The organism is Nonomuraea marmarensis (assembly GCF_043197025.1).
In the GTDB taxonomy this organism is placed as follows: domain Bacteria; phylum Actinomycetota; class Actinomycetes; order Streptosporangiales; family Streptosporangiaceae; genus Nonomuraea; species Nonomuraea marmarensis.
In genome coordinates this window covers 33,464-58,832 of sequence record NZ_JBICRM010000038.1, presented here as the reverse complement: position 1 = coordinate 58,832, position 25,369 = coordinate 33,464, and the positions used below count along the sequence as shown (strand labels likewise).

At 71.8% G+C, this 25,369-nt stretch carries 24 protein-coding genes; 14 read left to right on the top strand and 10 right to left on the bottom strand.

Features of this window, described 5'->3' with window-relative positions; genetic code table 11:
* Window positions 1-74 precede the first annotated feature (74 nt).
* Both ACFLIM_RS41295 and ACFLIM_RS41290 read left to right on the top strand, forming a co-directional pair.
* Window positions 75-929 carry a helix-turn-helix domain-containing protein gene (locus ACFLIM_RS41295; RefSeq protein ID WP_393174608.1) on the top strand — a complete coding sequence of 285 codons (855 nt, stop codon included), beginning with the start codon at window positions 75-77 and terminating at the stop codon, window positions 927-929.
* A gap of 230 nt (window positions 930-1,159) precedes the next feature.
* Window positions 1,160-4,870: a S8 family serine peptidase gene (locus ACFLIM_RS41290; RefSeq protein WP_393174606.1), complete on the top strand. Its 3,711-nt coding sequence runs from the start codon at window positions 1,160-1,162 to the stop codon at window positions 4,868-4,870.
* On the opposite strand, the gene ACFLIM_RS41285 is transcribed toward ACFLIM_RS41290, so the two are convergent.
* On the bottom strand, window positions 4,845-6,095 hold the full coding sequence (locus ACFLIM_RS41285; RefSeq protein WP_393174604.1) for an MFS transporter: 1,251 nt from the start codon (window positions 6,093-6,095) through the stop codon (window positions 4,845-4,847). The genes ACFLIM_RS41290 and ACFLIM_RS41285 overlap by 26 nt on opposite strands.
* 58 nt (window positions 6,096-6,153) lie before the next feature.
* Between ACFLIM_RS41285 and ACFLIM_RS41280 the strand changes: the two genes are divergently transcribed.
* Window positions 6,154-7,125 carry a helix-turn-helix domain-containing protein gene (locus ACFLIM_RS41280; protein ID WP_393174602.1) on the top strand — a complete coding sequence of 324 codons (972 nt, stop codon included), beginning with the start codon at window positions 6,154-6,156 and terminating at the stop codon, window positions 7,123-7,125.
* A gap of 62 nt (window positions 7,126-7,187) precedes the next feature.
* Complete coding sequence (locus ACFLIM_RS41275; RefSeq protein WP_393174600.1) at window positions 7,188-8,036, top strand: phosphotransferase; 849 nt, start codon at window positions 7,188-7,190, stop codon at window positions 8,034-8,036.
* 9 nt (window positions 8,037-8,045) lie between these two features.
* On the opposite strand, the gene ACFLIM_RS41270 is transcribed toward ACFLIM_RS41275, so the two are convergent.
* From ACFLIM_RS41270 to ACFLIM_RS41260, 3 genes are all read right to left on the bottom strand, one after another.
* Window positions 8,046-8,819 (bottom strand): GNAT family N-acetyltransferase, encoded by a 774-nt coding sequence (locus tag ACFLIM_RS41270; protein WP_393174598.1) that lies wholly within the window; start codon window positions 8,817-8,819, stop codon window positions 8,046-8,048.
* Between the two features lie 151 nt (window positions 8,820-8,970).
* On the bottom strand, window positions 8,971-9,894 hold the full coding sequence (locus ACFLIM_RS41265) for a TauD/TfdA family dioxygenase (protein ID WP_393174596.1): 924 nt from the start codon (window positions 9,892-9,894) through the stop codon (window positions 8,971-8,973).
* A gap of 115 nt (window positions 9,895-10,009) precedes the next feature.
* Window positions 10,010-10,645, bottom strand: coding sequence for an HAD-IA family hydrolase (locus ACFLIM_RS41260; RefSeq protein ID WP_393174594.1), 636 nt, complete (start codon window positions 10,643-10,645; stop codon window positions 10,010-10,012).
* A 56-nt stretch (window positions 10,646-10,701) separates the two neighbouring features.
* On the opposite strand from ACFLIM_RS41260, the gene ACFLIM_RS41255 reads away from it, so the two are divergent.
* From ACFLIM_RS41255 to ACFLIM_RS41245, 3 genes are all read left to right on the top strand, one after another.
* Window positions 10,702-11,862 carry an ROK family transcriptional regulator gene (locus ACFLIM_RS41255; RefSeq protein WP_393174592.1) on the top strand — a complete coding sequence of 387 codons (1,161 nt, stop codon included), beginning with the start codon at window positions 10,702-10,704 and terminating at the stop codon, window positions 11,860-11,862.
* A gap of 65 nt (window positions 11,863-11,927) precedes the next feature.
* Window positions 11,928-12,446 (top strand): SigE family RNA polymerase sigma factor, encoded by a 519-nt coding sequence (locus tag ACFLIM_RS41250; RefSeq protein WP_393174590.1) that lies wholly within the window; start codon window positions 11,928-11,930, stop codon window positions 12,444-12,446.
* A complete protein-coding gene (locus ACFLIM_RS41245; protein ID WP_393174588.1) occupies window positions 12,443-13,537 on the top strand; it encodes a hypothetical protein in 1,095 nt (364 codons plus the stop codon). Before ACFLIM_RS41250 ends, ACFLIM_RS41245 begins: the two co-directional genes overlap by 4 nt.
* Here the strand turns inward: ACFLIM_RS41245 and ACFLIM_RS41240 are convergent.
* Window positions 13,480-13,791, bottom strand: coding sequence for an aromatic-ring hydroxylase C-terminal domain-containing protein (locus ACFLIM_RS41240; RefSeq protein ID WP_393174586.1), 312 nt, complete (start codon window positions 13,789-13,791; stop codon window positions 13,480-13,482). The two genes, ACFLIM_RS41245 and ACFLIM_RS41240, sit on opposite strands and share 58 nt — an antisense overlap.
* 73 nt (window positions 13,792-13,864) lie before the next feature.
* On the opposite strand from ACFLIM_RS41240, the gene ACFLIM_RS41235 reads away from it, so the two are divergent.
* From ACFLIM_RS41235 to ACFLIM_RS41225, 3 genes are all read left to right on the top strand, one after another.
* Window positions 13,865-14,434: a glycosyltransferase gene (locus ACFLIM_RS41235; RefSeq protein ID WP_393174584.1), complete on the top strand. Its 570-nt coding sequence runs from the start codon at window positions 13,865-13,867 to the stop codon at window positions 14,432-14,434.
* 109 nt (window positions 14,435-14,543) lie between these two features.
* The gene (locus ACFLIM_RS41230; RefSeq protein WP_393174582.1) at window positions 14,544-15,023 is read left to right on the top strand and encodes a VOC family protein; all 480 of its coding nucleotides are present in this window, start codon (window positions 14,544-14,546) and stop codon (window positions 15,021-15,023) included.
* 183 nt (window positions 15,024-15,206) lie between these two features.
* Entirely contained in the window at window positions 15,207-15,977 is a 771-nt protein-coding gene (locus ACFLIM_RS41225; protein WP_393174580.1) for an alpha/beta fold hydrolase, read from the top strand.
* A 4-nt stretch (window positions 15,978-15,981) separates the two neighbouring features.
* Here the strand turns inward: ACFLIM_RS41225 and pcaG are convergent, their stop codons facing one another.
* From pcaG to ACFLIM_RS41200, 5 genes are read right to left on the bottom strand one after another with little or no spacing between them, the layout of a single operon-like run.
* A complete protein-coding gene (pcaG, locus tag ACFLIM_RS41220; RefSeq protein WP_393174578.1) occupies window positions 15,982-16,518 on the bottom strand; it encodes a protocatechuate 3,4-dioxygenase subunit alpha in 537 nt (178 codons plus the stop codon).
* Window positions 16,515-17,258 carry a protocatechuate 3,4-dioxygenase subunit beta gene (gene pcaH / locus ACFLIM_RS41215; RefSeq protein WP_393174576.1) on the bottom strand — a complete coding sequence of 248 codons (744 nt, stop codon included), beginning with the start codon at window positions 17,256-17,258 and terminating at the stop codon, window positions 16,515-16,517. Before pcaH ends, pcaG begins: the two co-directional genes overlap by 4 nt.
* A gap of 5 nt (window positions 17,259-17,263) precedes the next feature.
* Window positions 17,264-18,409: a thiolase family protein gene (locus tag ACFLIM_RS41210; protein WP_393174574.1), complete on the bottom strand. Its 1,146-nt coding sequence runs from the start codon at window positions 18,407-18,409 to the stop codon at window positions 17,264-17,266.
* Window positions 18,406-19,035 (bottom strand): CoA transferase subunit B, encoded by a 630-nt coding sequence (locus ACFLIM_RS41205; protein WP_393174572.1) that lies wholly within the window; start codon window positions 19,033-19,035, stop codon window positions 18,406-18,408. Before ACFLIM_RS41205 ends, ACFLIM_RS41210 begins: the two co-directional genes overlap by 4 nt.
* Entirely contained in the window at window positions 19,032-19,820 is a 789-nt protein-coding gene (locus ACFLIM_RS41200) for a CoA transferase subunit A (RefSeq protein WP_393174570.1), read from the bottom strand. Before ACFLIM_RS41200 ends, ACFLIM_RS41205 begins: the two co-directional genes overlap by 4 nt.
* A gap of 131 nt (window positions 19,821-19,951) precedes the next feature.
* Here ACFLIM_RS41200 and ACFLIM_RS41195 point away from each other — a divergent pair, with 131 nt between their 5' ends.
* The 4 genes from ACFLIM_RS41195 (at window position 19,952) to ACFLIM_RS41180 (ending at window position 25,308) form a co-directional block, all read left to right on the top strand.
* The gene (locus tag ACFLIM_RS41195) at window positions 19,952-21,433 is read left to right on the top strand and encodes an IclR family transcriptional regulator domain-containing protein (protein WP_393174568.1); all 1,482 of its coding nucleotides are present in this window, start codon (window positions 19,952-19,954) and stop codon (window positions 21,431-21,433) included.
* A 12-nt stretch (window positions 21,434-21,445) separates the two neighbouring features.
* Window positions 21,446-22,318, top strand: coding sequence for a dioxygenase family protein (locus ACFLIM_RS41190; protein ID WP_393174566.1), 873 nt, complete (start codon window positions 21,446-21,448; stop codon window positions 22,316-22,318).
* A gap of 108 nt (window positions 22,319-22,426) precedes the next feature.
* On the top strand, window positions 22,427-24,004 hold the full coding sequence (locus ACFLIM_RS41185; RefSeq protein WP_393174564.1) for a S8 family peptidase: 1,578 nt from the start codon (window positions 22,427-22,429) through the stop codon (window positions 24,002-24,004).
* Window positions 24,005-24,018: 14 nt separating this feature from the next.
* Window positions 24,019-25,308 carry an alpha/beta fold hydrolase gene (locus ACFLIM_RS41180; protein ID WP_393174562.1) on the top strand — a complete coding sequence of 430 codons (1,290 nt, stop codon included), beginning with the start codon at window positions 24,019-24,021 and terminating at the stop codon, window positions 25,306-25,308.
* The last annotated feature ends 61 nt before the right edge of the window (window positions 25,309-25,369 follow it).

The following is a 25,369-nucleotide window of genomic DNA, read 5'->3' as shown; positions in this document are numbered from 1 at the left end:
GCCGCACCAGCCCGAGTGAAGGGTGGTTGTGACACGCCCACCCAGCGGGCCACCATTCGCCATAACCTGACAAAGTGGACAGAAGTCATCTTCTGGGAAGCTTTCTGCGCGCGCGGCGCCAGGCGACAACGCCGGAACAGGCAGGCCTGACCGCCACCGGCATCCGCCGGACACCGGGCCTGCGTCGCGAAGAGGTGGCCGCGCTGGCCGGCGTCAGCGCCGACTACTACACCCGGCTGGAACAGGGACGCGAACGCCATCCGTCGGAGCAGCTGCTCCAGGCCCTGACCCGGGTCCTGAATCTCGGCCCCGACGCCGCGGCGTACCTGCACGAGCTCGCCCATCCCGGGCTCCGGCGGCACAGGCCAGCCGACACACCGGAACAGGTCGACCCTCACCTCCTGCGGCTCACACACAGCTGGCCGCTCGTGCCGGCCCTCGTGTGCAACCGCCGCCTGGACGTGCTCGCCGGCAACCGGATGAGCACCGCCCTGCACGTCGGCCAGCAGCACGCCGGCAACCTGCTTCGCCTGGTGTTCCTCGATCCCTCAGCCCGCGAGTTCTACCGCGACTGGGAAGACGTCGCCCGCGCCCGGGTGGCCAATCTGCGCGCCGCGGCCGGAGCCGACCTCGCCGCCCCGTACGTCATGTCGCTGGTCGACGAGCTCAGCCGCAACAGCCCGGACTTCGCCCGGTTGTGGGCCTGCCAGGAGGTGTTCGGCGAGTCCAGCATCACCAGGCGCCTGCGCCACCCCGAGGTCGGAGACCTGACCTTCGTGTACGAGGCGTTCAGCGTCAACGCCGCCCACGGCCAGCACCTGATCGTGCTGCATCCAGAGCCTGACAGCGTGACCGAGCGCCGCCTGGCCCAGCTGAACGAGCAGGCGCCCCTGATTCGACGGCCGATCCCGAATCGCATATCCGGCTGACGCCGTCCACGAGGTGCGGCCCGGAAACGCGTTTTCATTGATTCGGTGATCTTTCCGTAACGAAACTCGCTCCGGATTGGCTGGCCGGCAGTAGGCCGCTTGAAGGCCTTCACGAAACTTGACGCCCTGCCGTACGATAAGCGCGCTTCGACCAGAAAACCCAATTGAGGCGTCTTAATCCCTTAATAGGGCTTTTTTGGTGTTCTATCCCTTTTATCGAAGGAACCCCCTTGTTCCACCCGTTCCATGGCAGATCGGGGCTGTTAGCCCTCGGTACTGCCCTCGCGACGCTGGCGGCCACCCCCTCAGCGTTCGCCACCACCGCGGCCACCCCGCCGAGCGCGACCCCCGCGCGTGCGGCAACCGCGTCGAACCCCTCCCGAGCCGTCACCCTGATCACCGGGGACACCGTCACGGTCGGCACCGCCGCCGACGGCGGCGAGATCACAACGGTCCAGGGCTCCGACGGCAGGGTCACCGGATTCCACGTGAACAAGGTCGGTACGGACACCTACGTCTATCCCGGCTCCGCCCTGCCGTACGTCGCCGCCGGGCTGCTCGACAAGGAGCTGTTCAACCTCACCCGGCTCCTGGCCGACGGCTACGACAACGCGCACACCGACCACCTGCCGCTGATCGTCACCTACACCGACGCCGCCGCGCGCTCACGTACCCAGGCGGTTCCCTCGGGGGCGGCCAAGGTGCGCACGCTCAGCAGCATCCAGGGCGCCGCGCTCACCCAGGACCGGGACCACGCCGCCGACCTCTGGACCGCGCTGACCGGAGGCGCCGCCAGCCGCCGCGCCCAGCCCGGCTTCACCGGGGGCGTCGCCAAGGTGTGGCTGGACGGCAAGGTCAAGGTCGATCTGGCCGACAGCACCGCGCAGATCGGCGCGCCTCAGGTGTGGGCGGCAGGCAACACCGGTACGGGCGTCGAGGTCGCCGTACTGGACACCGGTGTGGACACCGGCCATCCCGACCTGGCCGGGAAGATCGCCGACACGGCCAGTTTCGTCCCCGAGCAGGACGTCACCGACCGCCAGGGCCACGGCACCCATGTCGCCTCCACCATCGCCGGGACCGGCGCCGCCTCCGACGGCAAGGAGAAGGGCGTCGCCCCGGGCGCGAAGCTGCTCGTCGGCAAGGTGCTCGACGACACGGGAAACGGCCAGGACTCCTGGGTGCTGGCCGGCATGGAATGGGCCGCCCGCGAGAAGCACGCCAAGATCATCAGCATGAGCCTGGGCGCGGGCCCGACGGACGGCACCGACCCGCTCAGCCAGGCCGTCAACACGCTGAGCGCGGAGACCGGCGCGTTGTTCACCATCGCCGCGGGCAACTCCGGTCCGTACACCGTCAGCACGCCCGGAGCCGCGGACGCGGCGCTGACCGTCGGCGCGGTGGACGGCTCCGACATGCTCGCCGACTTCTCCAGCACGGGACCGCGCCTGGGCGACTACGGGCTCAAGCCCGAGCTCACCGCACCCGGCGTCGACGTGCTGGCGGCACGCTCCCAGTACGCGATGGAGGGCGAGGGCTACTACCAGACGATGAGCGGCACCTCCATGGCCACCCCGCACGTCGCGGGGGCCGCCGCGCTGCTGGCCGCCGCGCACCCCGGCTGGAGCGGCGCGCAGCTCAAGAACGCCCTGGTCAGCTCCACCAAGCCGACCCCGCGATACAGCCCGTACGAGGCCGGCAGCGGTCGCCTGGACGTCGCGGCCGCCGTGCGGAACACGGTGTTCGCCAGCGCGAGCGCCTACTCGGGTTTCCATCCCTGGCCGCACGAGCCCGGCGAGAAGGACACCAAGGAGGTGACCTACACCAACACCGGCGACAGCGCGGTCACCCTCGACCTGGCCGCGAAGGTGCCCAGTGCGCCCCAGGGCGTGTTCACGCTGTCGGCCCCGCAGGTCACCGTGCCCGCGCACGGCACCGGCACGGTCACCCTCACCGCCGACCTCGACCGCGTGCCGCTGGACGGCTACTACAGCGGCACGATCGACGCCTCCGCCGCCGGCACGCCGGTGGCGCACACGCTCATCGGCGTCAGCAAGGAGGGCGAGCGCCACGACCTCTCGGTCACGGCCAAGGACCGCGCCGGCAAGCCGCTGTCCGGCCGGCTGATCGTCGTCGGCAAGAAGATCTTCGCGCCGTTCCAGCTGGAAGAGACGGGCACCGGCACCGTCCGGCTGCCGGCCGGTGCGTACTCCGTGTGGCTCGAGGCGGACGTGGAGGGCGCTCACGGCCCGCACTCCCTCGGCATGGCCATGCTGAGCGCTCCGGACATCAACCTGGACCGCGATCGTGCGGTCACGCTGGACGGCTCGGCCGCCCGCCAGGTCAGGGCCGTCACTCCGCAGCAGAGCACGAGCTCCGAAGTCCGCATGGAGATCTATCGCGGCTTCGGCCCCGACGACTACACCTGGAGCGCGCTGCTGCCCCAGCCCGAGTACGACAGCGTCTGGACCCTGCCCACGGGCAAGAAGGTCGCCGAAGGCGAGTTCATCTTCGGTACGCGCTGGCGCAAGGAGGAGCCCGCGCTGACGGTGGCCTCCGCCACGCGTGACTTCGACGACCTGCTGGTCCAGCGAGGCGCCACCCCGCTGCCGGAGGGACGGGCCAAGCTGGACGCGGTCTTCGCCGGGCCGGGCTCCGCGGCCGATTTCGCCGCGGTGCAGGCCAAGGGCAAGGCCGCCGTGGTTCGCCGCAGCGACGCCGTACCCGTGGAGGACCAGGCGGCCGCCGCGGCCGCGGCCGGTGCCCGGTTGCTGGTGATCGTCAACGACGGCATCGGCCGGCTGCAGCCGTGGTGGGACAACCCCTACGGCACTCCCAATCCGCCGCCTCTCACCGTGGCGTCCCTGACCCACGAGGAAGGCGAGGAGCTGATCACGCAGATCCGGCACGGCCGGACCCCGCTCACCGTGGTCTCCAGTCCCACCACCGGCTACCTCTACGACCTCGTCCACCACTACGACGGCGCGATCCCCGCGGACCCGACCTACCGGCCGCGCCAGGACCAGCTGGCCCGCCTCGACGTGTCCTTCCGCAACCACCAGCCGGGCAGGGCGCTGGAATACCGGCTGGACAGCTGGCAGGGATTCGCGCTCGGCAACCCGCTGTCGGCTCCCGCCCAGGGTGAGCGCACCGACTGGGTCTCCGCGGACGAGGACACCGTCTGGCTGGAACAGGCGCAGATCGTCGGCGAGGTGAGTCAGTTGTCGGCGCCGACGCGTTATGCGGCACGCTCGGCCGGCGACCTGCACTGGTTCGGGCCCATCCACCGCCCTCGCATCGGCGTGCAGTCGTCGCTGCCCGGGCGGCAGGACGACGCGATGGGCGCCTACGTCCCAGGGTGGAGCGACTCCGGATCCGGCCACGTGGGCTCCACCTACGGCAACTGGCAGGTGAAGAACGCGCTGAAGCTGTATCAGGGGGACACGCTCCTGGCCGAGCGGCCCGCCGACCAGATCTACGTCGCCGGGCTCAGCCCGCAGCGCCTGCCGTACCGGCTGGTCTCCGAGAACTCCCGCGGCGAGTGGCAGAACCCCTACTCCACCAGCACGCGAACCGAGTGGGGCTTCACCTCGGCGGCCGGTGAGCCGGGCGTGGTCACGGCTCTGCCGTTGATCCAGCTCGACTACGAGGTCGACACGGACGCCGCGGGTAAGGCGCGCCGGAACACCGAGCTCACCGTCACTCCCTCGCATTTCCCGGGAGGACCGAGCTCCAAGGCCATCAACGCCGTCACGCTGGACATCTCCTACGACGACGGCGCCACCTGGCACAAGGCCTCCCTCACCCGCGCCGGCGGCGGCTGGACGACCACGTTCCACGCCCCCGCCGGCACCGGGTACGTCACCCTGCGCACCACCGCGCACGACCGGGACGGCAACAGCGTCACCCAGAGCATCACCCGCGCCTTCGGGCTGAAGTAACCGCGTTCGCCGGGCGGGACCGCGCAACCGCGGCCCCGCCCGGCTCCGGGATCTCGTCGTCCTGTCCGCGACCGGGCCGCAGCCCCGGTGCCAGGGCCACGGTCACCGCGACCGACGCCACCGCCATCACCGACATCGCCAGCGCAGGAGAGGTGTATTGGGCGATGGCGCCGGCCAGAGCGGCTCCGACGCTTTGCATGGTCATCGTGCCGGAGGAGTGCAACCCCAGCGCCTGCCCCCGCACGTCGGCGGGGGTGAGGGCGACCAGCCGTTCCTGGAGCAGGAGGCTGGCCGCGTACCCGACCGAGGCCAGCGTGACGGCCACCGCCGCCAGCGGTAGCGCGGGCTGCAGGATGAACAGCAGGTAGGGAGCGGCGAGCAGCAGGCGCAGCGGTGCGGCGAGCCGTTCCCGCCACCGATCCGGCACGAACCGGCCGACGAGGGTATCGCCGGTCAGCATCCCGAAGGCGGCCAAGGCGAAGAGCAGCCCCGCATGCTCAGGCGCATAGGGGACGAAGAGCGCCTCGCAGCCGACGATCAGCCCGTTGGGCACCCACAGGGCGAGATAGACGTAACGGCGCGGCGCCGAAGACCACAGCCGGACGTTGTTCCGCCAGGTGATGGCGACGGAGGGTCGTCCGGAGGCACGTGCCGGCCGGCGGATCAGACCGAAGCGCGCGATCATCGCGGCGGCAGGGTAGAGGACGGCCGCGGCGAGCAACGTGCCTCGCGGTGACAAGGCGTTCACGAGCAGGCCGCCGAGGGCGAATCCGCAGATCTGCATGATGCCCACCGACATGTTGAGCACGGAACGGCCGAGCAGATAACCCTGTTGCGGCAGGATCTCGTTGAGCAACCCGAGCCGCACCCCGCCGCCCAGCGAGGCGACCAGTCCGAGGCCGAGGAGGACGACGAAGAAGGCCCACACCGGCAGGCCGGGGATCGCCAGAGCCGCCGTACCGAGTCCGAAGGCCATGGCCAGGCCGGTCAGCGCGGCGCGCGGCGGCAGCCGGTCGGCCGCGGACAGCAGCGCCGTCGCGCCGATCACCTGGGCGAAGGACGGGCCGAACATGCTCACGGCCGAAAGGAACGCCGAATCGGTCGCCGCGTAGACGAGCGTGCCCAGGGCCAGCCCGCTCACCGTCGAGGCCACCGTCTGCACGGCGGACGTGGCGAACAGCGGCGTGAACTCGGGCGCCCGGAAAAGATCCCCATAAGTGCGCATACGGGAGTTTCGCTCGCCGTGGCGGCCGACTGTTAGAGTTTCGCAAGGGGGCGAAACCATGGGCTGGTGGCAGGTCAACGCGGACACGCTTGCTCGAAGCCGATTCGTGGTCTCCGCTCTCGCCGAGACCACAGCGGGCCTGCTGACTTTGGGAAGGGGCACGGCGGCGCATCCGGGTGAGCGTGCCTGGCTCGACGTTCATCTTCCCGCCTACCGAGACCGGCTGGCCGCTGATCCGATCACCGCGCTGCTCGTCCAGGCCGCGCTGGGGCGTCGCTGGATCGCCGACTTCCTCGTCCCCACGCCTCCCGGCGAAGGAGAGGCGACGTTCGACGAGGAAGTGCACCGCGTCCGCGCGACTCGCGCCGAGAACGTCCAAGCGGACCTGACCGTGTCGCTGGACGGCCCGCTTCCCGCCGTGCTGGACCGCCCCGACCTGGCCGAACGTGCCGCTGACCTGCTGGCGTGGGTGTGGGAGGAGACCATCCGGCCCGGCTGGCCGCGGCGGCGCAGGATCCTCGAGGCCGATGTCGTCGCCAGGTCGGAGCGGCTGAGCCAGGGCGGCTGGGCCGCGGCACTGGACGTCATGCGGCCCGGAATGCGCTGGTTGGGAGACGGCCGGCTGCAGATCAACGCCTACGACCGCCCGCCCCGGGAGTTGTCCGGCGCTCAGTTGCTGTTCGTGCCGGTGACCCCGCGCACGGGATGGGTCTCTTGGCACGTGCCGCACCGCTATGCCGTGGTGTACCCGTGCTTGGGGCCTCTGGCCGAAGCCGACGGCCCAGCGGTGCCCGAGGCCCTGGGCAGACTGCTGGGGCGCGGCCGGGCCGGGGTTCTCGTCCTGCTCGACAGCCCGAAGAGCACGACCCAACTCGTGGCGCTGACCGGCCAGGGGCTGGGCTCGGTGGGCCGTCACCTCAAGGTCCTGCTGGACGCTCGCCTGGTCCGGCGCCAACGTGCCGGCCGGTCCGTCCTCTACAGCCGCACGAACATCGGCCAAGCCCTGGTAGAGGGCCAGCAGGACGGGTGAGGCGGGGCGTTCGCGTAAGATCGTGACTTCGCGCACACGGCACATCTATCAGCCTGAGGACAATGAGCTCTTTCACGTACGTCGAACCACCCGAGTCCCATCCCGAGATCCCGCTCGTCGGCGGTGACGTCACCGAGGGTGTCGTGCGCGTCGGCGACACCGTGCGCCGTCCAGTCGGCCCCAACGCCCCGCTCGTGCACGCGCTGCTGCGCCACCTGGAGGAGGTCGGGTTCGCGGGCGCTCCGCGGTTCCTCGGCATCGACGCGACCGGGCGCGAGGTGCTGACGTTCGTGCCCGGCGAGGTCGCCGGGCGGCCGCGGCCGGGGTGGATCGCCGACGAGGAGCGGCTGGCCTCGGTCGGGCGGCTCGTGCGCGACTACGACGAGGCCGTCGCGGGTTTCGTCATGCCCGAGGGGGTACGGCCCACCTTCGGGTTCTCGTCGCCGCCGGGCCTGCCGCCCGCCCCGCCCTACCCGGCCGAGGTGGTCGGGCACATGGACTACACGCCGGACAACATCGTGTTCCGGGACGGCGCGGCGGCCGCGCTGATCGACTTCGACATCGCCAAGCCGGTCGCCAGGGTGGAGGAGGCGTTCAACGCGATGCTCTACTGGGCGCCGCTGGGCGACCCGGCCGACGCCGACCCGCTGCTGCGGGAGGTGGACGTGCCGCGCCGCTGCCGGATCCTCGCCGACGCCTACGGGATGTCGGACGCCGACCGCTCCCGGCTCGTCGAGGTGGCCGTGCTGCGGACGCGGCGGTCATGGTTCTCGATGAAGCAGATCGCCGAGGAGCAGGGCGGCGGCTGGGCGCGGATGTGGGAGGAGGGCGTCGGCGACCAGATCAAACGGCGCGAGGCGTGGCTGGAGCGCAACGGCACGGCCATCGACGCGGCGCTCACCACCCCGTAACCGCGCAGGTCAGCCTTCCTGGGTACCTGCGGTGCGGTAGTGGTAACCGCAAAGTTCGCGGAAACCCGTCCGCTCGTACAGCCGCAGAGCCGGGAGGTTGTCGCGCTCCACCTGGAGATACATGCGGTCGGCTGCGCGTGCGCCGGCCCAGCCGGCCAGCGCGGCGAGGACGGTGCGGGCCGCGCCTTTCCCGCGTGCCTCGGCAAGCGTGGCCATCCCGAACACTCCCGCCCAGCCGGTGTCGGCGACCGCGCGGCCCACCGCGACGACATCCTCGCCGACCATCGCGGAGGCGTAGGCACCCGGCCGCTGCACACGGGCGAGCAGGTCCCACTCGGAACGAGACTCGCCGCCATGATGACCATGCACCGCGTGCCAGATCTCGAACCACGCGCGTGTCGGGCGGTCGTCCACTCGAACCCGCAGCGAGCCTGCCGGCGCCTGTTCCAGGACCCGCGCGGTTGATGCCACCTGCAACGACATCAAGCTCTCACGGCGGTAGCCACGCTTCGCCAGGACTGTGTCGAGCCCTTCCGGACACGCTCCCATGCTGATCTGAAACCGCGCGGCCGCGCCGCGACCGGCGTAGAACTCCTCCGCCCCGACGACCCTGCGCACCAGTTCGCCCGGCCTGGCAGCGCCATGTGGCAGCACCGTTCCCACCCACCAGGCGCAGCTGGGGGCATGGCGCAGCCACCATCCTTCAACGTCCTCAATGTGCTCGGCCGGAAGAGCCCGGGCCGTTCTCTCCTGCAGGCCCCTCACCGTTTCCGAGCCGCTCATGGCAGACGCCGCCGACACGCACACCCCCTCTAGAACCGGCAATTACCGGACACCTACAGATTTTGGCGTACCGAAAACCACCCCTGGAACCCTGTACGTCTCGCGCGCCGGCTCGACGCGTCAACATCCTCAGCCGCCACCGATCGTCCGGTCATCGGCCTGGGCCGGTGGTGAGCCAGAGGCGGAGCAGGTGGCGGCGGCGGTCCGGCTCCGGATGGTCGTCGTAGGCGGTGCGGCTGTGCAGGACGACATGATTGTTGAGGAACTGCATGTCGCCCTCCCGCAGGTCCATGGTGAGTGCGAAGCGGGGGTCGTTGGTCAGCCGGTCGAGGAGGTCCATCAGCTCCTCCTGCGCCGGGGTGAACGGCGGCACGTGCGCGCCCCGCTGCGCCGAGCGCAGGTAGTCGGGCCCGTACGAGATCGAGACCCGGCCGTGGCGCCGGGTGCAGAGCGGCTTGGTGTGGAAGCTGCCGGGGCCGTCGCCGGTGCGCCGGTCGTGCCACCACGGCTGGTACAGCAGCTCGGCCAGGTCCGGGCGCGTGCGTACGACCTCGTTGTGCACCGCCACCGAGCTGACGATGGCGCTGAGACCCCCCGTCTTCGCCGGGCGCACGCACAGCAGGGCGACGGCGTCCGTGGGGTCGCTGTGATAGCCGAGCCGTCCGCTGTGCTGGTAGCTGCGAGTCCGGCCCTGGGACGGATCGGCGCCCGTGTCCCGCACATGCGCCAGCAGTGGCCCGCCGGGACCCTGCGGGACGATCCCCCCGACGTGACAGGCGAGGCCGAGCGCGGCGATCTCGCACTGCCGCTCGCTCATCTCCCCGACGGGCACCCCCTGGACCAGGGCGAACCCGCGGCCGTCCACGAGCTGGTCATGCACCCGCCGCAGGACGGGTCCGAGCACCGGCAGCCGGAAGCTCTCCCGGTCGATCTCGTCCGGCGCCGCCTCGACCGCCCGTACGGCACCGAGCACCTCCTGCCGCTGCCCCTCATCGAGGGGGACCTTCCAGGCGTCACTGTCACGGATCTCCGACCCCAGCCACTCCCCCGGCCCCGCCACTTCCCGAACCACCATCGCGCCGCCACCACCCCTCCACGAGGACGTCTCGACCCACCCTCCCCTCCGCCGTCGTCCGCGGCACCCCCTCATCGCCCACGGCAGAACCTCTTCACTCACAGCAGAAGAAGGGTCAGCGCTGGGCGCGGCGTAGCAGGTCGGCCAGCTGCCCGAGATGCGCCAGCCGCAGGTCGCCGTCCAGCCCGCGCAGCGCCGCGGTGGGCATGCCGGCCGCCCGGCCCGCCGCGAGCCCCGGCTCGGAGTCCTCGACCACCAGGCAGGCGGCCGGGTCGGCGCGTAGCCGGGCCGCCGCCTGCAGGTATCCCTCGGGGTCCGGCTTGCCCGCCCGTACGTCCTCGTACGTCAGCAGCATCGGGGGTTCGATCCCGGCGGCCTGGAGCCGGGCCTTGGCCAGCCGGTCATCGGCGCTGGTGACCACGGCCCAGGGCAGGGCGAGGCGTTCCAGGGTGGCCAGCAGGTCGTGCGCCCCGGGTGCGGCGGTGACGTCGGACAGGTCGTCGTACTGCAGGGCGATCTGCCGCTGGGCCGCGAGCGTGACCGCGGGCTCGCCGAGCTGCGGCAGTAGCCGCCGCACCGTCAGCTGTGAAGGGCTGCCGTGGGCGATGGCCAGCGCCGCGGCCTCGTCCACGCCGTATTGGGCGGCCCAGGTCGACCAGGCGCGTTCGACGCAGGCGTCGGAGTCGACCAGGGTGCCGTCCATGTCGAGCAGCACCGCCTGGAGCATCGCGAGATCCAACGGTCGTCGCACAAGCGCCTCCTCGATAATAAACTCGGCTACCGAGCATAAAGGGGAGAGGGCTGGGGATGGCAAGTCACGACCTGCGGTGGCGCGGCGCGCTGGCCGTCCTGCGCGAGATGCGCCGCGACCCCGGTGTCACGCGCGCGGCGGTGGCGCAGCGGCTGGGGCTGAGCAGCGGGTCCGCCACCGAGATCATCGCCCGGCTCCGGGAGCTCGCGCTGCTGGCCGAGAGGCCGGCCGCCGTCTCCGGGCGCGGCCGTCCGACCACCGTGCTCGGGCCGCACCCGTACGGGCCGGTCGTCGTCGCGGTCGACCTGCGTCAGCAGGACTGGCGGTGCGCGGTGGCGGCGCTCGACCGCGGGCTGGAGATCGTCGACCGCGGCGGCCACGCCAGCCGCGAACCCGCTCGCGTGACGGGCGAGATCGCCCGGGCGGTGCGCCGGGTCCGCGACCGCCTGGGCGATCGGGTACGGGCCGTGGGCGTGGCCGTCGCGGGCACCGTACAGGAGGGAAGGGTCGTGCAGGCGGCCACCCTCGGCTGGGACGCGGTGGACCTCGGGGCGCTCGCGCCGGGCCTGCCGCTGATGGTCGGCAACGACGCGACCCTGTCCGGCGTGGCCGAGGCCCGGTACGGCGCCGCGGCGCAGGCCCGCACCGCCCTGCACGTCACGATCGAGGTGGGGGTCGGCGGCACGCTGGTCGTCGGCGGCGACCCGGTCAGCGGGGCCACCGGCGCCGGTGGGGAGTTCGGCCACCTGCCGTTCGGCGAGGCCTGGCTGCGCTGCCCGTGCGGCGCCCGCGGCTGCTGGGACCTGGTCGTGGACGGCCGGGCCATCGCCCGCCACCTGGGCGCTCCCCCTCCCGCCGATCCCCGCACCTACGCCGAGCAGGCCCTGGCCAGGGCAGCGGACGACACGGCGGTCCACTCCGCCGTCGTGCTCACCGCCCGGAGCTTCGCCGCCGGCCTGGCCGGTCTGATCAACGCCCTCGACCCCGACGTCGTCACGCTCGGCGGCCTGGCCGAGCCGTTGCGAGCCGCGGCCGCCGCCCCGTTCGATGCCGTGCTCTCGGACGGGCTCATGCGCTTTCGCCGCGCCGGCCCGCCGCGGCTGGTCGCCGCCGCGCTCGGCGCCGACGGCGCGCTGCACGGGGCCGCGGCCATCGCGCTCGACCACGTCCTGACCGAGGACGGCCTCGACGCCTGGGGGCGGTTGCCGGACCGATAACTTTCAGCAGGGCTGCAACCTTTCGCCCGATCAGTCGCGTTGGGAACGGGCGAGAGGAGATCACATTGGATCGTCACGACGACTTCCGCGAGTTCGTGCTCGCCCGCCAGCAGGCGCTGATGCGGACCGCGTACCTGCTCACGGGAGACGCCCACCTCGCCGAGGATCTGCTGCAGAGCGTCCTGGTCAAGGTCGCGGGCCAGTGGTACAAGCTGGCCAAGGACGGCAATCCCGAGGCGTACACGCGCAGGGCGCTCGTCAACCAGTACATCTCCTGGAGGCGCCGGCCGCGGCCCGAGTTACCGAGCGCCGACCCGCCGGAACGCGGCACCTCCTACGACGATGCCGCGCTCGACCGGATCGTGCTGCGCCAGGCGCTGGCCAAGCTGACGCCCAAGCAGCGGGCGGTGATCGTGTTGCGCTACTGGGAGGACCTCACCGAGGCGCAGACGGCCGAGGCGCTCGGCTGCTCGCCCGGCACCGTCAAGAGCCAGGCCCATCACGCGCTGGCCCGGCTGCGTACGCTCGCGCCGGAACTGGCGGACCTGCTGAGCGATCCCGAGATCGAGGAGGTGGCCCGATGACGAGGCTGCGTGAGGCGCTGGACGGCATCGCCGGCGAGTCCCCGTTGGTGAACCTGGCCGACGTGGCGATCGCGGGTCACCGGCGCAGGCGGCGTACCGCCGTGGCGCTGGCCGCCGTCGCGGGGGTCGCGGTGGTGGGCGTGGCGAGCGCGGCCATCGCGCTGCCGTGGCCGCGCGGGGACCACACGGTCACGCCGCCGACGGTGTCCGACCTGCCGGCCGGCCAGGTGGAGCCGCTCGGTTACGCGTACCAGACGCCCTGCGAGTGGGACGCGGAGCGGCGGCTGCCGCCCGACTGCAGCGCCGTCGAGTGGCGGGTGGTGACCCGGGGCGGGACGACGTACCGGCTGCCGCAGGCGCTTGTCAGGAACACCCAGGAGCGCCCCGCGCCCGTCGCGATCAGCCGGGACGGGCGCATGCTCGCCTACTACAGCCGTCAGGCCCAGGCGCACGTGGTCCGGGACCTGGTCAGCGGCTCCGAGGTCACCTCCCCCGTCACGGTGAAGGAGGACCGGATCGGCCCTGGCTCCATGCTCGTGGTCTCCGACGACGGCCGCTACGTGATCTTCGATCCGCGCGAGGGGAGCAAGGATCCCGGGCTGCTGATCGACGTGCGTACCGGCAAGACGGTGCCGGTGAACGGCAAGTACGAGGCGATCGGCATCAAGGACGGCGTCGCCGAGCTGGTCCGGTACCGCACGACCGACCTGTGGCTGATGCCCGTCACCGGCGGGGGCAAGCCGGTGCGCTTCGACGGCACGTTCATCATGTTCAGCGAACTCGCCGCGGACGGCCGCACGGTGACCGCCTTCGAGTTCGCGGACCTCAACAAGCGCAGGCTCGCCGTTCTCGACGCCAAGACCGGGCGTACCCTGCGGAAGGTGACGATCCGCGGCCTGCCGAAGGGCGGCGGCGTCGCCGGCACCTCCCTGTGGCGGAGCGGATCGGAGGTCACCCTCCTGTACCCGAGCCGGGACGGCTTGCGCACGTACGCGGTGAACGTCAACACCGGGCAGGCCCGGCAACTGGCCCGCTACCCGGGCAAGGTCCAGAGCCTGGTCCTGCCCGGGGCCGCGGACGACGTCAAATAGCGGCCGCGTCGGCGAGGCGAGCGTGCAGCGCCGACCTGACGGCCGGCCATTCGGCGGCGACCACCGAGAACATGGCCGAGTAGGGTGGCGGCCCGCCAGGTGATCACCTGATCGGGCCGTACCAGCATCGCGCCGTCGTCGGCCGGCTCGGCGGCACGAGGCGCGATCCGGTACGCGTCGAGCTGCACGCCGAGCCGCTCGGCCGCGTCCCGCGCGGCCCGCATCCACCGGTCACCGCCGGCGCCGGTCAGCACGGGGGGCTTCGCGCTGATCCCGCGTCCGTGTCAGGATGATCGACCATCGCCGTCAGGTCATGAGGGGAGTGCTTTGAACGACAAAGCCGCCGGCGCCTGGTCCCTGCCGTCGCCGTGGCGAGACGTGCGCGTCGCGGTCGTCGTACCGACCTACAACGAAGCGGGCAACATCGGCGAGCTGGCAGAGCGGATCTTCGCGCTGGACCTGCCCAACCTCCGGTTGATCATCGCGGACGACGACTCGCCGGACGGCACCGGCGCACTCGCCGACGACCTCGCCAAGGACGCGAACGACGACCGCCCCGATCGCATGGTGGTCCTCCACCGCAAGGTCAAGGAGGGCATCGGGCGCGCCCACATCGCCGGGATGCTGGCGGCGCTCGCGCGCGGTGACGAGTACGTGGTGCAGATGGACGGCGATCTGAGCCACCGTCCCGAGTACATCCCGCACCTGCTCGGCACGATCCTGGCCACCCAGGCCGGCGTGGTGCCCATCTGTGCAAGCAGCTGGGGCGCTCGATCGTCGAGATGCCGATCCACTTCGAGGAACGCAACACCGGCGCCAGCAAGATCAGCTTCGCGTCCAGGTGGAGTCCATGCTCACCCCGTTCGCGCTGCGCTTCGGCGGGCGCGCCGGAGGTGAAGCGGCTCGCCCGAGGAAATGTCGCGAAATATTGGCCTCGCTGTGTCGATGTGCGCGTCACGCGTTCGACGCGTTGGTGACAAGGCACTTCCGCACACGGAGGAACACGATGCAGAAGATCACCACGTACCTGTGGTTCGACAACCAGGCCGAGCAGGCCGCCACCTTCTACACCTCGCTCTTCGAGGACTCGCGGATCCTCGACGTCCAGCGCTACGGCGAGGCCGGGCCGGGGCCGGCGGGGACGGCGGGGACGGCGATGATGGTCTCGTTCGAGCTGGCGGGCCAGCGGTTCCTGGCGCTGAACGGCGGCCCGGAGTTCACCTTCACCGAGGCGATCTCGCTGTACGTGGACTGCGCCTCGCAGGAGGAGGTCGACGAGTTGTGGGCCAAGCTCACCGAGGGCGGCGAGGAGTCGCAGTGCGGCTGGCTGAAGGACAGGTGGGGCCTGTCGTGGCAGATCATCCCCAAGGCGCTGCCCGAGCTGCTGTCCAACCCTGACCCGGCCAAGGCGCAGCAGGTCATGAAGGAGATGCTGGGCATGCAGAAGATCGACGTCAAGGTCCTCGAAGAGGCCGCCGGGCTCTGACGCAGCGCGGCACCCGGCCGGCCGGATCCGGGCTTTCGGGCCCCGGCCGGGGCTCGGCGCACGCGTGGGCGGTATTCGGCCGGCGACGGCGACCGGTGCCGGACGATGGCGTGACAGCAGGGACTGCGTTTCGACACGCTGGTCGGGCGCCATCCGAGCAGCCTACGGCCTGGGGAGCTCCACATGATCAGGTTCGGCTACGCCGACACCCGTTTCGGTCAGATCCACTACGCCTCGTGCGGCGCGGGCGAGCCGGTGCTGCTGCTGCACCAGACGCCGCGTTCCTGGGACGAGTACCGCGAGGTCCTTCCCCTGCTGGGGCGCACCCGCCGGGCCATCGCGATGGACACGCTCGGCTTCGGCAACTCCGCCCCTCCCCCGCGCCACTCCATCGAGGCCTACGCCGGCGGCGTGCTCGCCCTCATGGACGCGCTCGGCCTGGCCGAGGCGGCGGTGGCGGGTCACCATACGGGCGGCGTGGTGGCGGTCGAGGTGGCGGCGAGCGCGCCAGAACGCGTGTCCCGGCTGGTGTTGTCGTCCACGCCGATGGTCGACCACGAAGGCCGGCTCCGCCGCCGCGAGCGGCCGCCCATCGACGCGGTCCGCGAACTGCCCGACGGCTCCCATCTGGCCGGGCTGTGGCACAACCGGGCGCCGTACTATCCGTGGCGGCTGCTCAACCGCTACGTTCGCGACGCGCTGGCCGTGTTGCCCGGGGTGGAGCGGGGGCACGAGGCCGTGGCCGGCTACCGCATGGAGGAGCGGGTCGGGCTGATCCGCTGCCCGGTGCTCCTGGTCGGCGCCGCCGGGGATCCGTTCGCCTTTCCCGAGCTGGACCGGCTGGCCGCGCGGCTGCCCGGCAGCGCCCGGGCGGTGATCGAGGACGGGATGATCCCGCTGGAGCATCAGGCGGCCGAGTTCGCCGCGATCGTGGCCGGCTTCCTCCGCTCGTAAACGGTCAGCCGAAGTCGAGGAAGACGGTCTCCTTCTCGCCCTGCAGGTGGATGTCGAACCGGTAGACGCCCGGGCGTTCCTCCTCGGGTACCAGCGTCTGCCTGCGCTCGGGGGGCAGCGAGTCGAGGAGGCGGTCCCGGCCGAAGTAGATGCGGGTGTAGAGGTGGTGGAGCAGGCCGCGGGCGAAGACGCAGACGCTGATGTAGCCGTTGCCGGGCTCGAGCGTCCGCAGGGTCCAGCGGCCGTCGAGGTCGGTGGGCACCCGGCCGAAGCCGGTGAAGTCCACGCCGTTCCGGCCGAGGACCGCGCCGTTGACCGGGTCGCGCCGCAGCGTGCCGGGCCGACCCCGGAGCTCTCCCGACGGGCCGGGCTGCCAGAACTCCAGCAGCGCGTCGGGCACCGGCTCGCCCGCGCCGTCGTAGACGTACCCATGGACGGTGATCCCGCCGCCGTTGGTCAAGGGGGCGAGGTCACCGCCGCCGGGGAAGGGCAGCGCGTAGCCGTAGAAGGGGCCGACGGTCTGCGAGGGGGTGGGGTTCATCGTCCTTCTTCCATCCAGGTCGCGGCGGGGCCGTCCAGCACGATGTCCCACCGGTAGCCGAGGGACCATTCCGGCTTGGACAGCTCGTGGTCATAGGCGCAGATCAGCCGCTGCCTGGCCGGCTCGTCGGTCACCGACTGCAGGATCGGGTCGTAGGCGAACAGCGGGTCGCCGGGGAAGTACATCTGCGTGACCAGCCGCTGGGTGAACGCGGCGCCGAAGACGGAGAAGTGGATGTGCGCGGGCCGCCAGGCGTTGACGTGGTTGCGCCACGGGTAGGCGCCGGGCTTGATCGTGGTGAAGGTGTAGCGGCCCTCGGAGTCGGTCAGGCAGCGGCCGACGCCGGAGAAGTTGGGGTCGAGCGGCGCGGGGTGGTCGTCGCGCTGGTGCAGGTAGCGGCCGGAGGAGTTGGCCTGCCAGATCTCCACGAGCTGGCCGCGTACCGGGTGTCCGTCGCGGTCGAGCACGCGGCCGGTCACCGTGATCCGCTCGCCGAGCGGCTCGCCGAGGTGCTGCCTGGTCAGGTCGGAGTCGAGCGCGGTCACGTCGGTGACGCCGAAGACGGGCCCGGCCAGCTCGGCCGCCTCGGGGTCCTTCAACGCCACCAGCGGCTGCCGGGGGTGGCGCAGCAGGGTGCTGCGGTACGGGGCGTAGTCGCGGGAGGGGTGGTCCCCGCCGCCGGCCGCGTGCAGCTCGGCCATCTGGCGGTCGATGTCGGCCTGCGTGAGGGGTTGGGGCATGACGCCTACCTTTCGAGTACGACGGCCAGGCCCTGGCCGACGCCGATGCAGAGACAAGCCAGGCCGGTGCCGGAACCGGCCGCCGCCAGCCGGTGGGCGACCGTGCCGGTGATGCGGGCGCCGGAGGCGCCGAGCGGGTGGCCGAGCGCGATGGCCCCGCCGTCCGGGTTGACGATCGCGGGGTCGAGGCCGGGCAGCTCGGCCAGGCAGCCGAGCACCTGGGCGGCGAACGCCTCGTTCAGCTCGGCGGTCGCCAGATCGCCGACCGCCTTGCCCGCCTTGGCCAGGGCCTTGGTGGCGGCTTCGACCGGGCCGAGGCCGAAGTAGCGGGGCTCTAGAGCGCTGGCGGCGCTCGCGGTGATCCGGGCGAGCGGCTCGCGGCCGCGCAGCCCCGCCTCGTCGGTCAGCAGCAGAGCCGCGGCGCCGTCGTTGAGCGGCGAGGAGTTGCCCGCCGTCACGGTGCCACCCTTGCGGAAGGCGGGCTTGAGCCGGGCGAGCGCCTCCAGGGAGGTGTCCTCACGGATGCCCTCGTCCCTGCTCACGTCCTTGACCGGGACGATCTCCCGCTCGAACGTGGCCTTGGCCGCTTTCTGGTGGCTGGCCAGCGCGTACGCGTCCTGCTCGGCCCGTTCGATGCCGTGCTTGCCGGCGATCAGCTCGGCGCCCTCACCGAGCGGCACGGTGTGCTCGGCCGGCATCCGCGGGTTGACCAGGCGCCACCCCAGCGTGGTGGAGACCAGCTCCTGCCCGCCGGCCGGGAACGCCCTGTCGGGTTTGGGCAGCACCCACGGCGCCCGGGTCATCGACTCCACGCCGCCGGCGATCACCGTGGAGGCGTCGCCGAGAGCGATCGCGCGGTAGGCCTGGATGACGGCCTCCATCCCCGAGCCGCACAGCCGGTTGACCGTCACGCCCGGCGTGGTGACCGGCAGCCCGGCCAGCAGCGCGGCCATGCGGGCGACGTTGCGGTTCTCCTCGCCGGCGCCGTTGGCGTTGCCGAGCACCACCTCGTCCACGGCCTGCTGGTCGTTGCGCTCGGCGATCGATCGGACGACGTGCGCGGCCAGGTCGTCGGGGCGGATGCCGGACAGCGCACCGCCGTAACGGCCGAAGGGCGTGCGTACGGCGTCCACGACGTAGACGGTGTTCATGCCTTGACCTCCGCATCGGTACGGTCGCGCAGCTCCGCCACGCTCACCCCGGGCGCGGTCTCCACCAGGGCCAGCCCGTTGCCGGTGACGTCGAGCACGCCGAGGTCGGTGATGATCCGGTGCACGCACGCCTTCCCCGTGAGCGGCAGCGCACACCTCTGGACGATCTTCGGCGAGCCGTCCTTGGCCGTGTGGTCCATGATCACGATGACCTTGCGGGCGCCGTGGACCAGGTCCATCGCCCCGCCCATGCCCTTGACCAGCTTGCCCGGGACCATCCAGTTGGCCAGGTCGCCGCCGGCCGAGACCTGCATCGCGCCCAGCACCGCCACGTCGATGTGACCGCCGCGGATCATGCCGAACGACAACGAGGAGTCGAAGAACGACGCCCCCGCCCGCACGGTGACCGTCTCCTTGCCCGCGTTGATCAGGTCGGGGTCGAGCGCGCCGGGGGCCGGATAGGGGCCGACGCCGAGAATGCCGTTCTCCGAATGCAGGACCACGTCGACGCCCGGCGGGAGAAAGGAGGGGATGCGGGTGGGCAGGCCGATGCCGAGGTTGACGTAGTCGCCGTCGCGGAGCTCGGCCGCCGCCCGCGCGACCATCTCGTCCCTGCTCCAGCTCATGACAAGGCTCCTTCCCCGGGCCCGCCGTCCGGCGGCGCAGAGACCGTGCGTTTCTCGATCGCCTTGTCGGCGGCCTGTTCGGGGGTGAGCACCACAACCCGCTGGACGAACACGCCCGGCAGGTGCACCTCGTCGGGGTCGAGCTCGGTCAGCTCCTCCACCTCGGCGATCGTGATCCGCCCGGCCATCGCGGCCAGCGGGTTGAAGTTGCGCGCGGACTTGGCGAAGACCAGGTTGCCGTGCCGGTCCCCTTTCGCCGCCCGTACCAGGGCGAAGTCGGTCGTGATGGCATGCTCCAGCACGTACTGACCGCCGTCGAACTCGCGTACCTCCTTGGGCGGCGACGCCTTCGCGATCGAGCCGTCCGGGTTGTGGCGCAGCGGCAGCCCGCCGTCGGCGATCGGCGTGCCGACCCCGGCCGGGGTGTAGAAGGCGGGGATGCCCGCGCCGCCCGCGCGCAGCCGTTCGGCCAGGCTGCCCTGCGGGGTCAGCTCGACCTCCAGCTCACCGGCCAGATACTGCCGGGCGAACTCCTTGTTGTCGCCGATGTAGGAAGCCGTCACGCGGGCGATGCGCCCCGCGGCCAGCAGGACGCCCAGGCCGCCTCCGTCCACGCCGCAGTTGTTCGACACCACGCCGATGCCGGTGACGCCGGTGTCGTAGAGGGCCTGGATCAGCACGTTCGGGATGCCGCTCAGGCCGAAGCCGCCGACCGCGAACGACGCGCCGTCACGCACGCCCGCCAGCGCCTCCCCGGCCGTCGCGACCACCTTGTCTTTCCGCACGACGCTCCGTTCACCCGAAGTGTTCGCTCAGCGAACTTTAGTTCACTATCGTATGGTCGAGTATGTTCACGCGAAGGCGCTCCTGTCAAAGCTCCTTCGATCATGGCTCCGTCGATCTGGGGAGGCACCCGATGGAACCGGCCGGAACCCTGGAACGCGGGCTGGCCGTGCTGCGCGCGCTGGCCGCCCATCCCGGGCGGCGCACCCGCGCCACGGACCTGGTCCGCGCGACCGGCCTGGCCAGGTCCACGGTCGATCGGGCGCTGGCCACCCTCGTCCATCTCGGCTACCTGCGGGCCGAGGGGCGCGACGTGCTGCTCGCGCCGCGCCTGATGGAGCTGGGCGAGGCCTACCTGGCCTGCGGCGGCCTCAGGGACGCCCTCGCTCCCCTGGCCGGACGGCTGGCCCAGGAGCTGGACGAGTCGGTGTCGCTGGCCGTGCAGGACGGGGACGGGGTGCGCTTCATCGCCCAGTTCGCCCGGCGGCGCACCATGTCGATCGCGTTCCGGGTCGGGGACCTGCTGCCCGCCGACCGGTGCGCGGCCGGCCTGGCCCTGCTCGACCCGGCCGCGCCGTGGGCGCAGGACGACCAGCTCATCGAGCCGGGCCTGATCGCGGTCGCGCTGCCCGTACGAGGCCCGGACGGCAAGGCGATCTGCGCGCTGAGCGTCGTCAGCCACACCAGCAGGCACACCATCACCGGCCTGGCGGCCCACGCCCTGCCCCGGATGCGCGAGACGGTCACGCGCATGGAGCCGGCCCTGACCGGGCTCGCCCCGGCGCTGGAGCCGGTCGGCTCCGGCGGGGACGCGGCCAGGGTGACCGGTCACCTGCAGTCGCTGGCGCGCGGCCTGGCCGTGCTGGTGTCGCTCGGCTCAGCGCGCGGCGGGGCGACCCTCGCCGACGCCGCCCGGGTCACCGGCCTGCCGCGCGCCACCGTACGGCGGGCGGTCCACACGCTGGAACGGCTGGGGTACGCCGCCGCCGACGGCAGCCGGTTCGTGCTGCTGCCCAAGGTGCTGGAACTCGGCTACGCCCACCTGTCGGGACGCACCCTGGGCGAGATCGTCCAGCCGCACCTGGCGGACCTGGTGGCGCGCGTCCGCGAGTCGGCCTCGGTCGCCGTGCTCTCCGGCGACGACGTCCTCTACGTGGCGCGCGTGCCCACGGTGAGCATCATGAGCGTGAACATCACGGTAGGCACCCGCTTCCCCGCGTACGCGACCTCCATGGGCCGGGTACTCCTGGCCGGCCAGCCGGCCGAACGCCTGACCGGGATCGTCCCCCGGCCGCTGTCCCGCCACACCATCACCTCCACCGCCGAGCTGGCGGCGGCCGTCCGCCGGGCGGCCGCGGACGGCTACGCCCTGGTGGACCAGGAACTCGAGGAAGGCGTGCGCTCGATCGCCGTCCCCGTCCGCGACGCCGCAGGGCGGGTCGTGGCGGCCGTCAACGTCGCCACCCACGCCAGCCGCGCCACCCCCGCCGACCTGCTCCGCGACGTGCTGCCCGCGCTCACGCAAGCCGCCGCCCGGATGGAGGCCGACGTGGCCCACATCAACGGTCCCGTACGGGACACGTCATCGCCGGGCAGGCTCCCGGCCCGGTTCTGAGGAGGAGCAGGAGTGAGCACCAACTTTTCCGAAGCACGCTCGCAGGAGGTCGTCGCGGCCGCGTTCGCGAACACGCCGGACCCGCGGCTGCGCCGGCTCCTGACCAGCCTGGTAGGCCACCTGCACGCCTTCGCCAAGGACGTCGAGCTCACCCAGGCCGAGCTGGACGCGGCCATCGGCTTCCTGACCAGGACCGGGCAGATATGCGACGACGTCCGCCAGGAGTTCATCCTGCTGTCGGACGTGCTGGGGTTGTCGATGCTGGTGGACGCGATGGGCAACAGGACGCAGGGCGCGGCGACCGAGTCGACGGTGCTGGGCCCGTTCCATATGGTCGCCTCGCCGCCGAGGCGGCTCGGCGACAGCATCGCCCTGGCCCCGGGCGGCGAGCCGACACTGATCACCGGGCAGGTCCTGTCGACCGGCGGCCAGGAGCTCGGCGGCGCCCTGGTGGATGTCTGGCAGGCCGACGACCAGGGCTTCTACGACGTGCAGAACCCCGACGCCGTGCCCGAGGGGCACCTGCGCGGCCTGTTCACCTGCGACGAGCACGGCCGGTTCGCCTTCCGTACCATCCTGCCCGCCCCGTACCCCATCCCCGACGACGGCCCGGTCGGCGAACTGCTGGCCGCGACCGGGCGGCACCCGTTCCGGCCCGCGCACGTCCACTTCATCGTCGGCGCGGCGGGGCACCGGCCGCTGACCACGCACCTCTTCGTCGCCGGCTCGCCCTACCTCGACTCCGACGCCGTCTTCGGCGTCAAGGACAGCCTGGTGACGGACTTCCCACTGGTCGAGGATGCCGCGCTCGCCGCCAAGTACGGCCTGCCGCCCCGGTTCCGCCACGCCGACATCGAACTGCGGCTCCCGCAGCAGGCCCACTAGGACAATCCCTAGGTGACACCCGGAGGCGGCTGAACGCGGCGGCTCCTAACGTCTGCTGGTAGACGTCCAAGGGAGGCCCCCGATGATGCACCCACGACCGGCACACCGATGAGCACGCGGGAGACCGCGGGCGGCGGCACCCACTCCGGGCAGGCGGCCTCCGGAGCGCGGCGGTGGGCGGTCAGCCCCCTGCTGGTGGACAACGACATCCCGAGGTCCGTCGTCGAAGCCTCCGTCGACACCACCCAGGCCGACGGCGACGAGCTGATCGCGGTCCTCATCGAGCTCAACCTGCACGCCCGCACCGACCCGGACCACGTACGGGCCGAGTTCCTCGAAAGCGTCCTCCCCGAGGCGCTGGAGCATCCCGATGCGCCGCGGCCGAAACCGTTCGCCGTCTCCACCGCCTATATCCGGTGCCTGCTCAGCAGGGCCGAGATCCACCGGCTCCTGAAGTACGACGAGAACCGGGCGGCGGACCTGCACCGCAGAGGCACCATCTTCCGGATCTGGCCGGACTACATCATCCGGCCACTCATCGACCGATCGGTGAGCACAGTGAAAGCGGACGCGGCGGTCCGGACGTACGGCGCCGACGGCACGGGCATCGTCTGGGCGGTGATCGACACCGGCATCGACGGAAACCACCCGCATTTCTCCGACGGCATCCTCACCGGCCCGGACGTCGAGGAACTGCACCGCGACTTCACCTACATCGTGCGCAACGAACCCGCCCCGGACGCCCCCCGACCGCAGGACGCGCTACGGGACGAGAACGGCCACGGCTCGCACGTCGCCGGCATCATCTCCGGACGGCTCCCCGACGGATGCGAGCCGCTGATCGCCAACCTCAAACCCTCCATCGGCGACGGCTTCCCGCTGCCGCGCTGGGAGCAACGCACCCTGGACCCCAACCGCACCCTGACCGGCATGGCGCCCCGCACCCGCCTGGTCAGCCTGAAAGTGATGGAAAACGCCGGCGGCGTCGCCAAGACCACCTCCAGCGCCGTCATCGCCGCGCTCGAACACATCCGCCGGGTCAACGCATGGGGCCGTTCGCTGCGCATCCACGGCGTCAACCTGAGCCTGGGCTGCCCCTGGTACTACCAGGACTACGCGGCCGGCCAAAGCCCGCTGTGCCGCGAACTGAACCTCCTGGTCGGCACCGGCGTGGTCGCAGTGGTCAGCGCGGGCAACAGCGGGTACGCGCAGGGGACGGCGGCCGGCGGCGCCGGCGACCTGCACGGCATGCTGTCCACCATCACCGACCCCGCCAACGCCGAGCGGGCCATCTCGGTCGGCGCCACCCACCGCGACAAACCGCACACCTTCGGGGTCACCTACCTGTCGTCCAAAGGGCCGACGCTGGACGGGCGGCTCAAACCCGACCTGGTAGCCCCCGGCGAACGCATCACCTCATGCGCGTCGGGCACGTTCCGGCAGGGCATCCCCGTCCTCAAAGACGACCAGGACTCCGCCTGCTACGCCGAGGACACCGGGACCTCGATGGCGGCCCCGCACGTGTCCGGCGCGATCGCCGCCTTCCTGTCCGCGCGGCGGGAGTTCATCGGGCTGCCGGACGACGTCAAACGACTGTTCTGCGAGACCGCCATCTCCCTGGGCCGGGACCGGTTCTTCGAGGGGAACGGGCTGGTGGATCTCATGGGCGCCATGTCCAAGATCTGAGAGAGGAGCCGCGAATGAACGGCGACATTTCCGGCCTGCCGTACTGGGAGGTCGAATTCGACCAGGCAGGCGCCCTGCTGAGAGACGGCGGGCTCGCCGCCGAGCTGAACGGCCGCCCGATCCGCGACCTGTACGTCTTCAGCCACGGCTGGAACACCTCCCAGAGCAGCGCCCAAAGGCTCTACCGATCCATGTTCGCCCTGATCGCGGACGCGTTACCGAGCGGCAGCAAGGCGTCGACGGGGTTCGCCGGCATCCTGTGGCCGTCACTTCTGTTCCCCGAGGACGAACCGGCCACGACCGGACCGGTCATGACACAAGGCGACACCCTGGCCGCACCCCCAGCCGCCGCTCCCGGCGCGGGACCCCCGCCCTCGTCGGGCAAGGAACTGGCGGCGGCCATGGAACGGGCGTTCCCCGGCAGGCAAGCCGAGCTGGCGGAGCTCGGCGCGCTCCTCGACGCCCGCCCCCAGGACCCCGACCAGCTGGAACGCTTCCACGCGCTGACATGCGCCCTGGTCACCTCCCCCGCGCAGGGCCAGGAGGACTCCGGCGAAGCGAGGGCGATGACCAGCCCGCCGGGGCTGGTGTTCGACTCCATGGCCTCACTCGCGCCGCAGACCCAGCAGGCGCAAGGGTTCAACCCGTTCGAGAAGCTGTGGGCCGGCGCCCGCGAGACGCTGCGCGCCCTCAGCTACTACGAGATGAAGAACCGCGCCGGAGTCGTCGGCCGGGACGGCCTCGGCCCGCTCCTGGCCCACCTGGCCGGTGGCGGGCTGAGAGTGCACCTGATGGGGCACAGCTTCGGCGCCCGCCTGGCCTCCTACGCCCTGCTGAACCTGCCCGCGCCGACCCCCGTCAAGTCGCTGTTCCTGATCCAGGCCGCCTTCAGCCACTTCGCCTTCGCCAGACAGGCACCCGTCAACGCGGGCAGCGGCGCCCTATCCACGCTCACCGGCAGGGTGGACGGCCCGCTGGTATGCACATTCTCCACCTTCGACCGGGCGCTCAGCTGGTGGTACCCCACGGCCAGCAGATTCGCCGGACAGGACGCCCAGGCCGTCGAATCGCTCAACTTCCGCTGGGGAGCGCTCGGATTCGACGGATACCAGCACCAGGGCGGCGACGTGACCGACGCCGCCCTCAGCCCGCGCGGACACGCCTACGACTTCCAGCCGGGCCGCTTCTACCGCCTGGACGCCAACAGCGTCGTCAACCGCCGCCTGTCCCTCCTGGCCGGAGCGCACAGCGACATCGAGAAGCAGGAGATCGCATGGGCGGCCATCTCGGCGGCCGGAATCTGAAACCACCACCGGCGTGCCCTTGTACGCAGTCCCGGCGCACCGGACCCGGTTACCTTCGGCC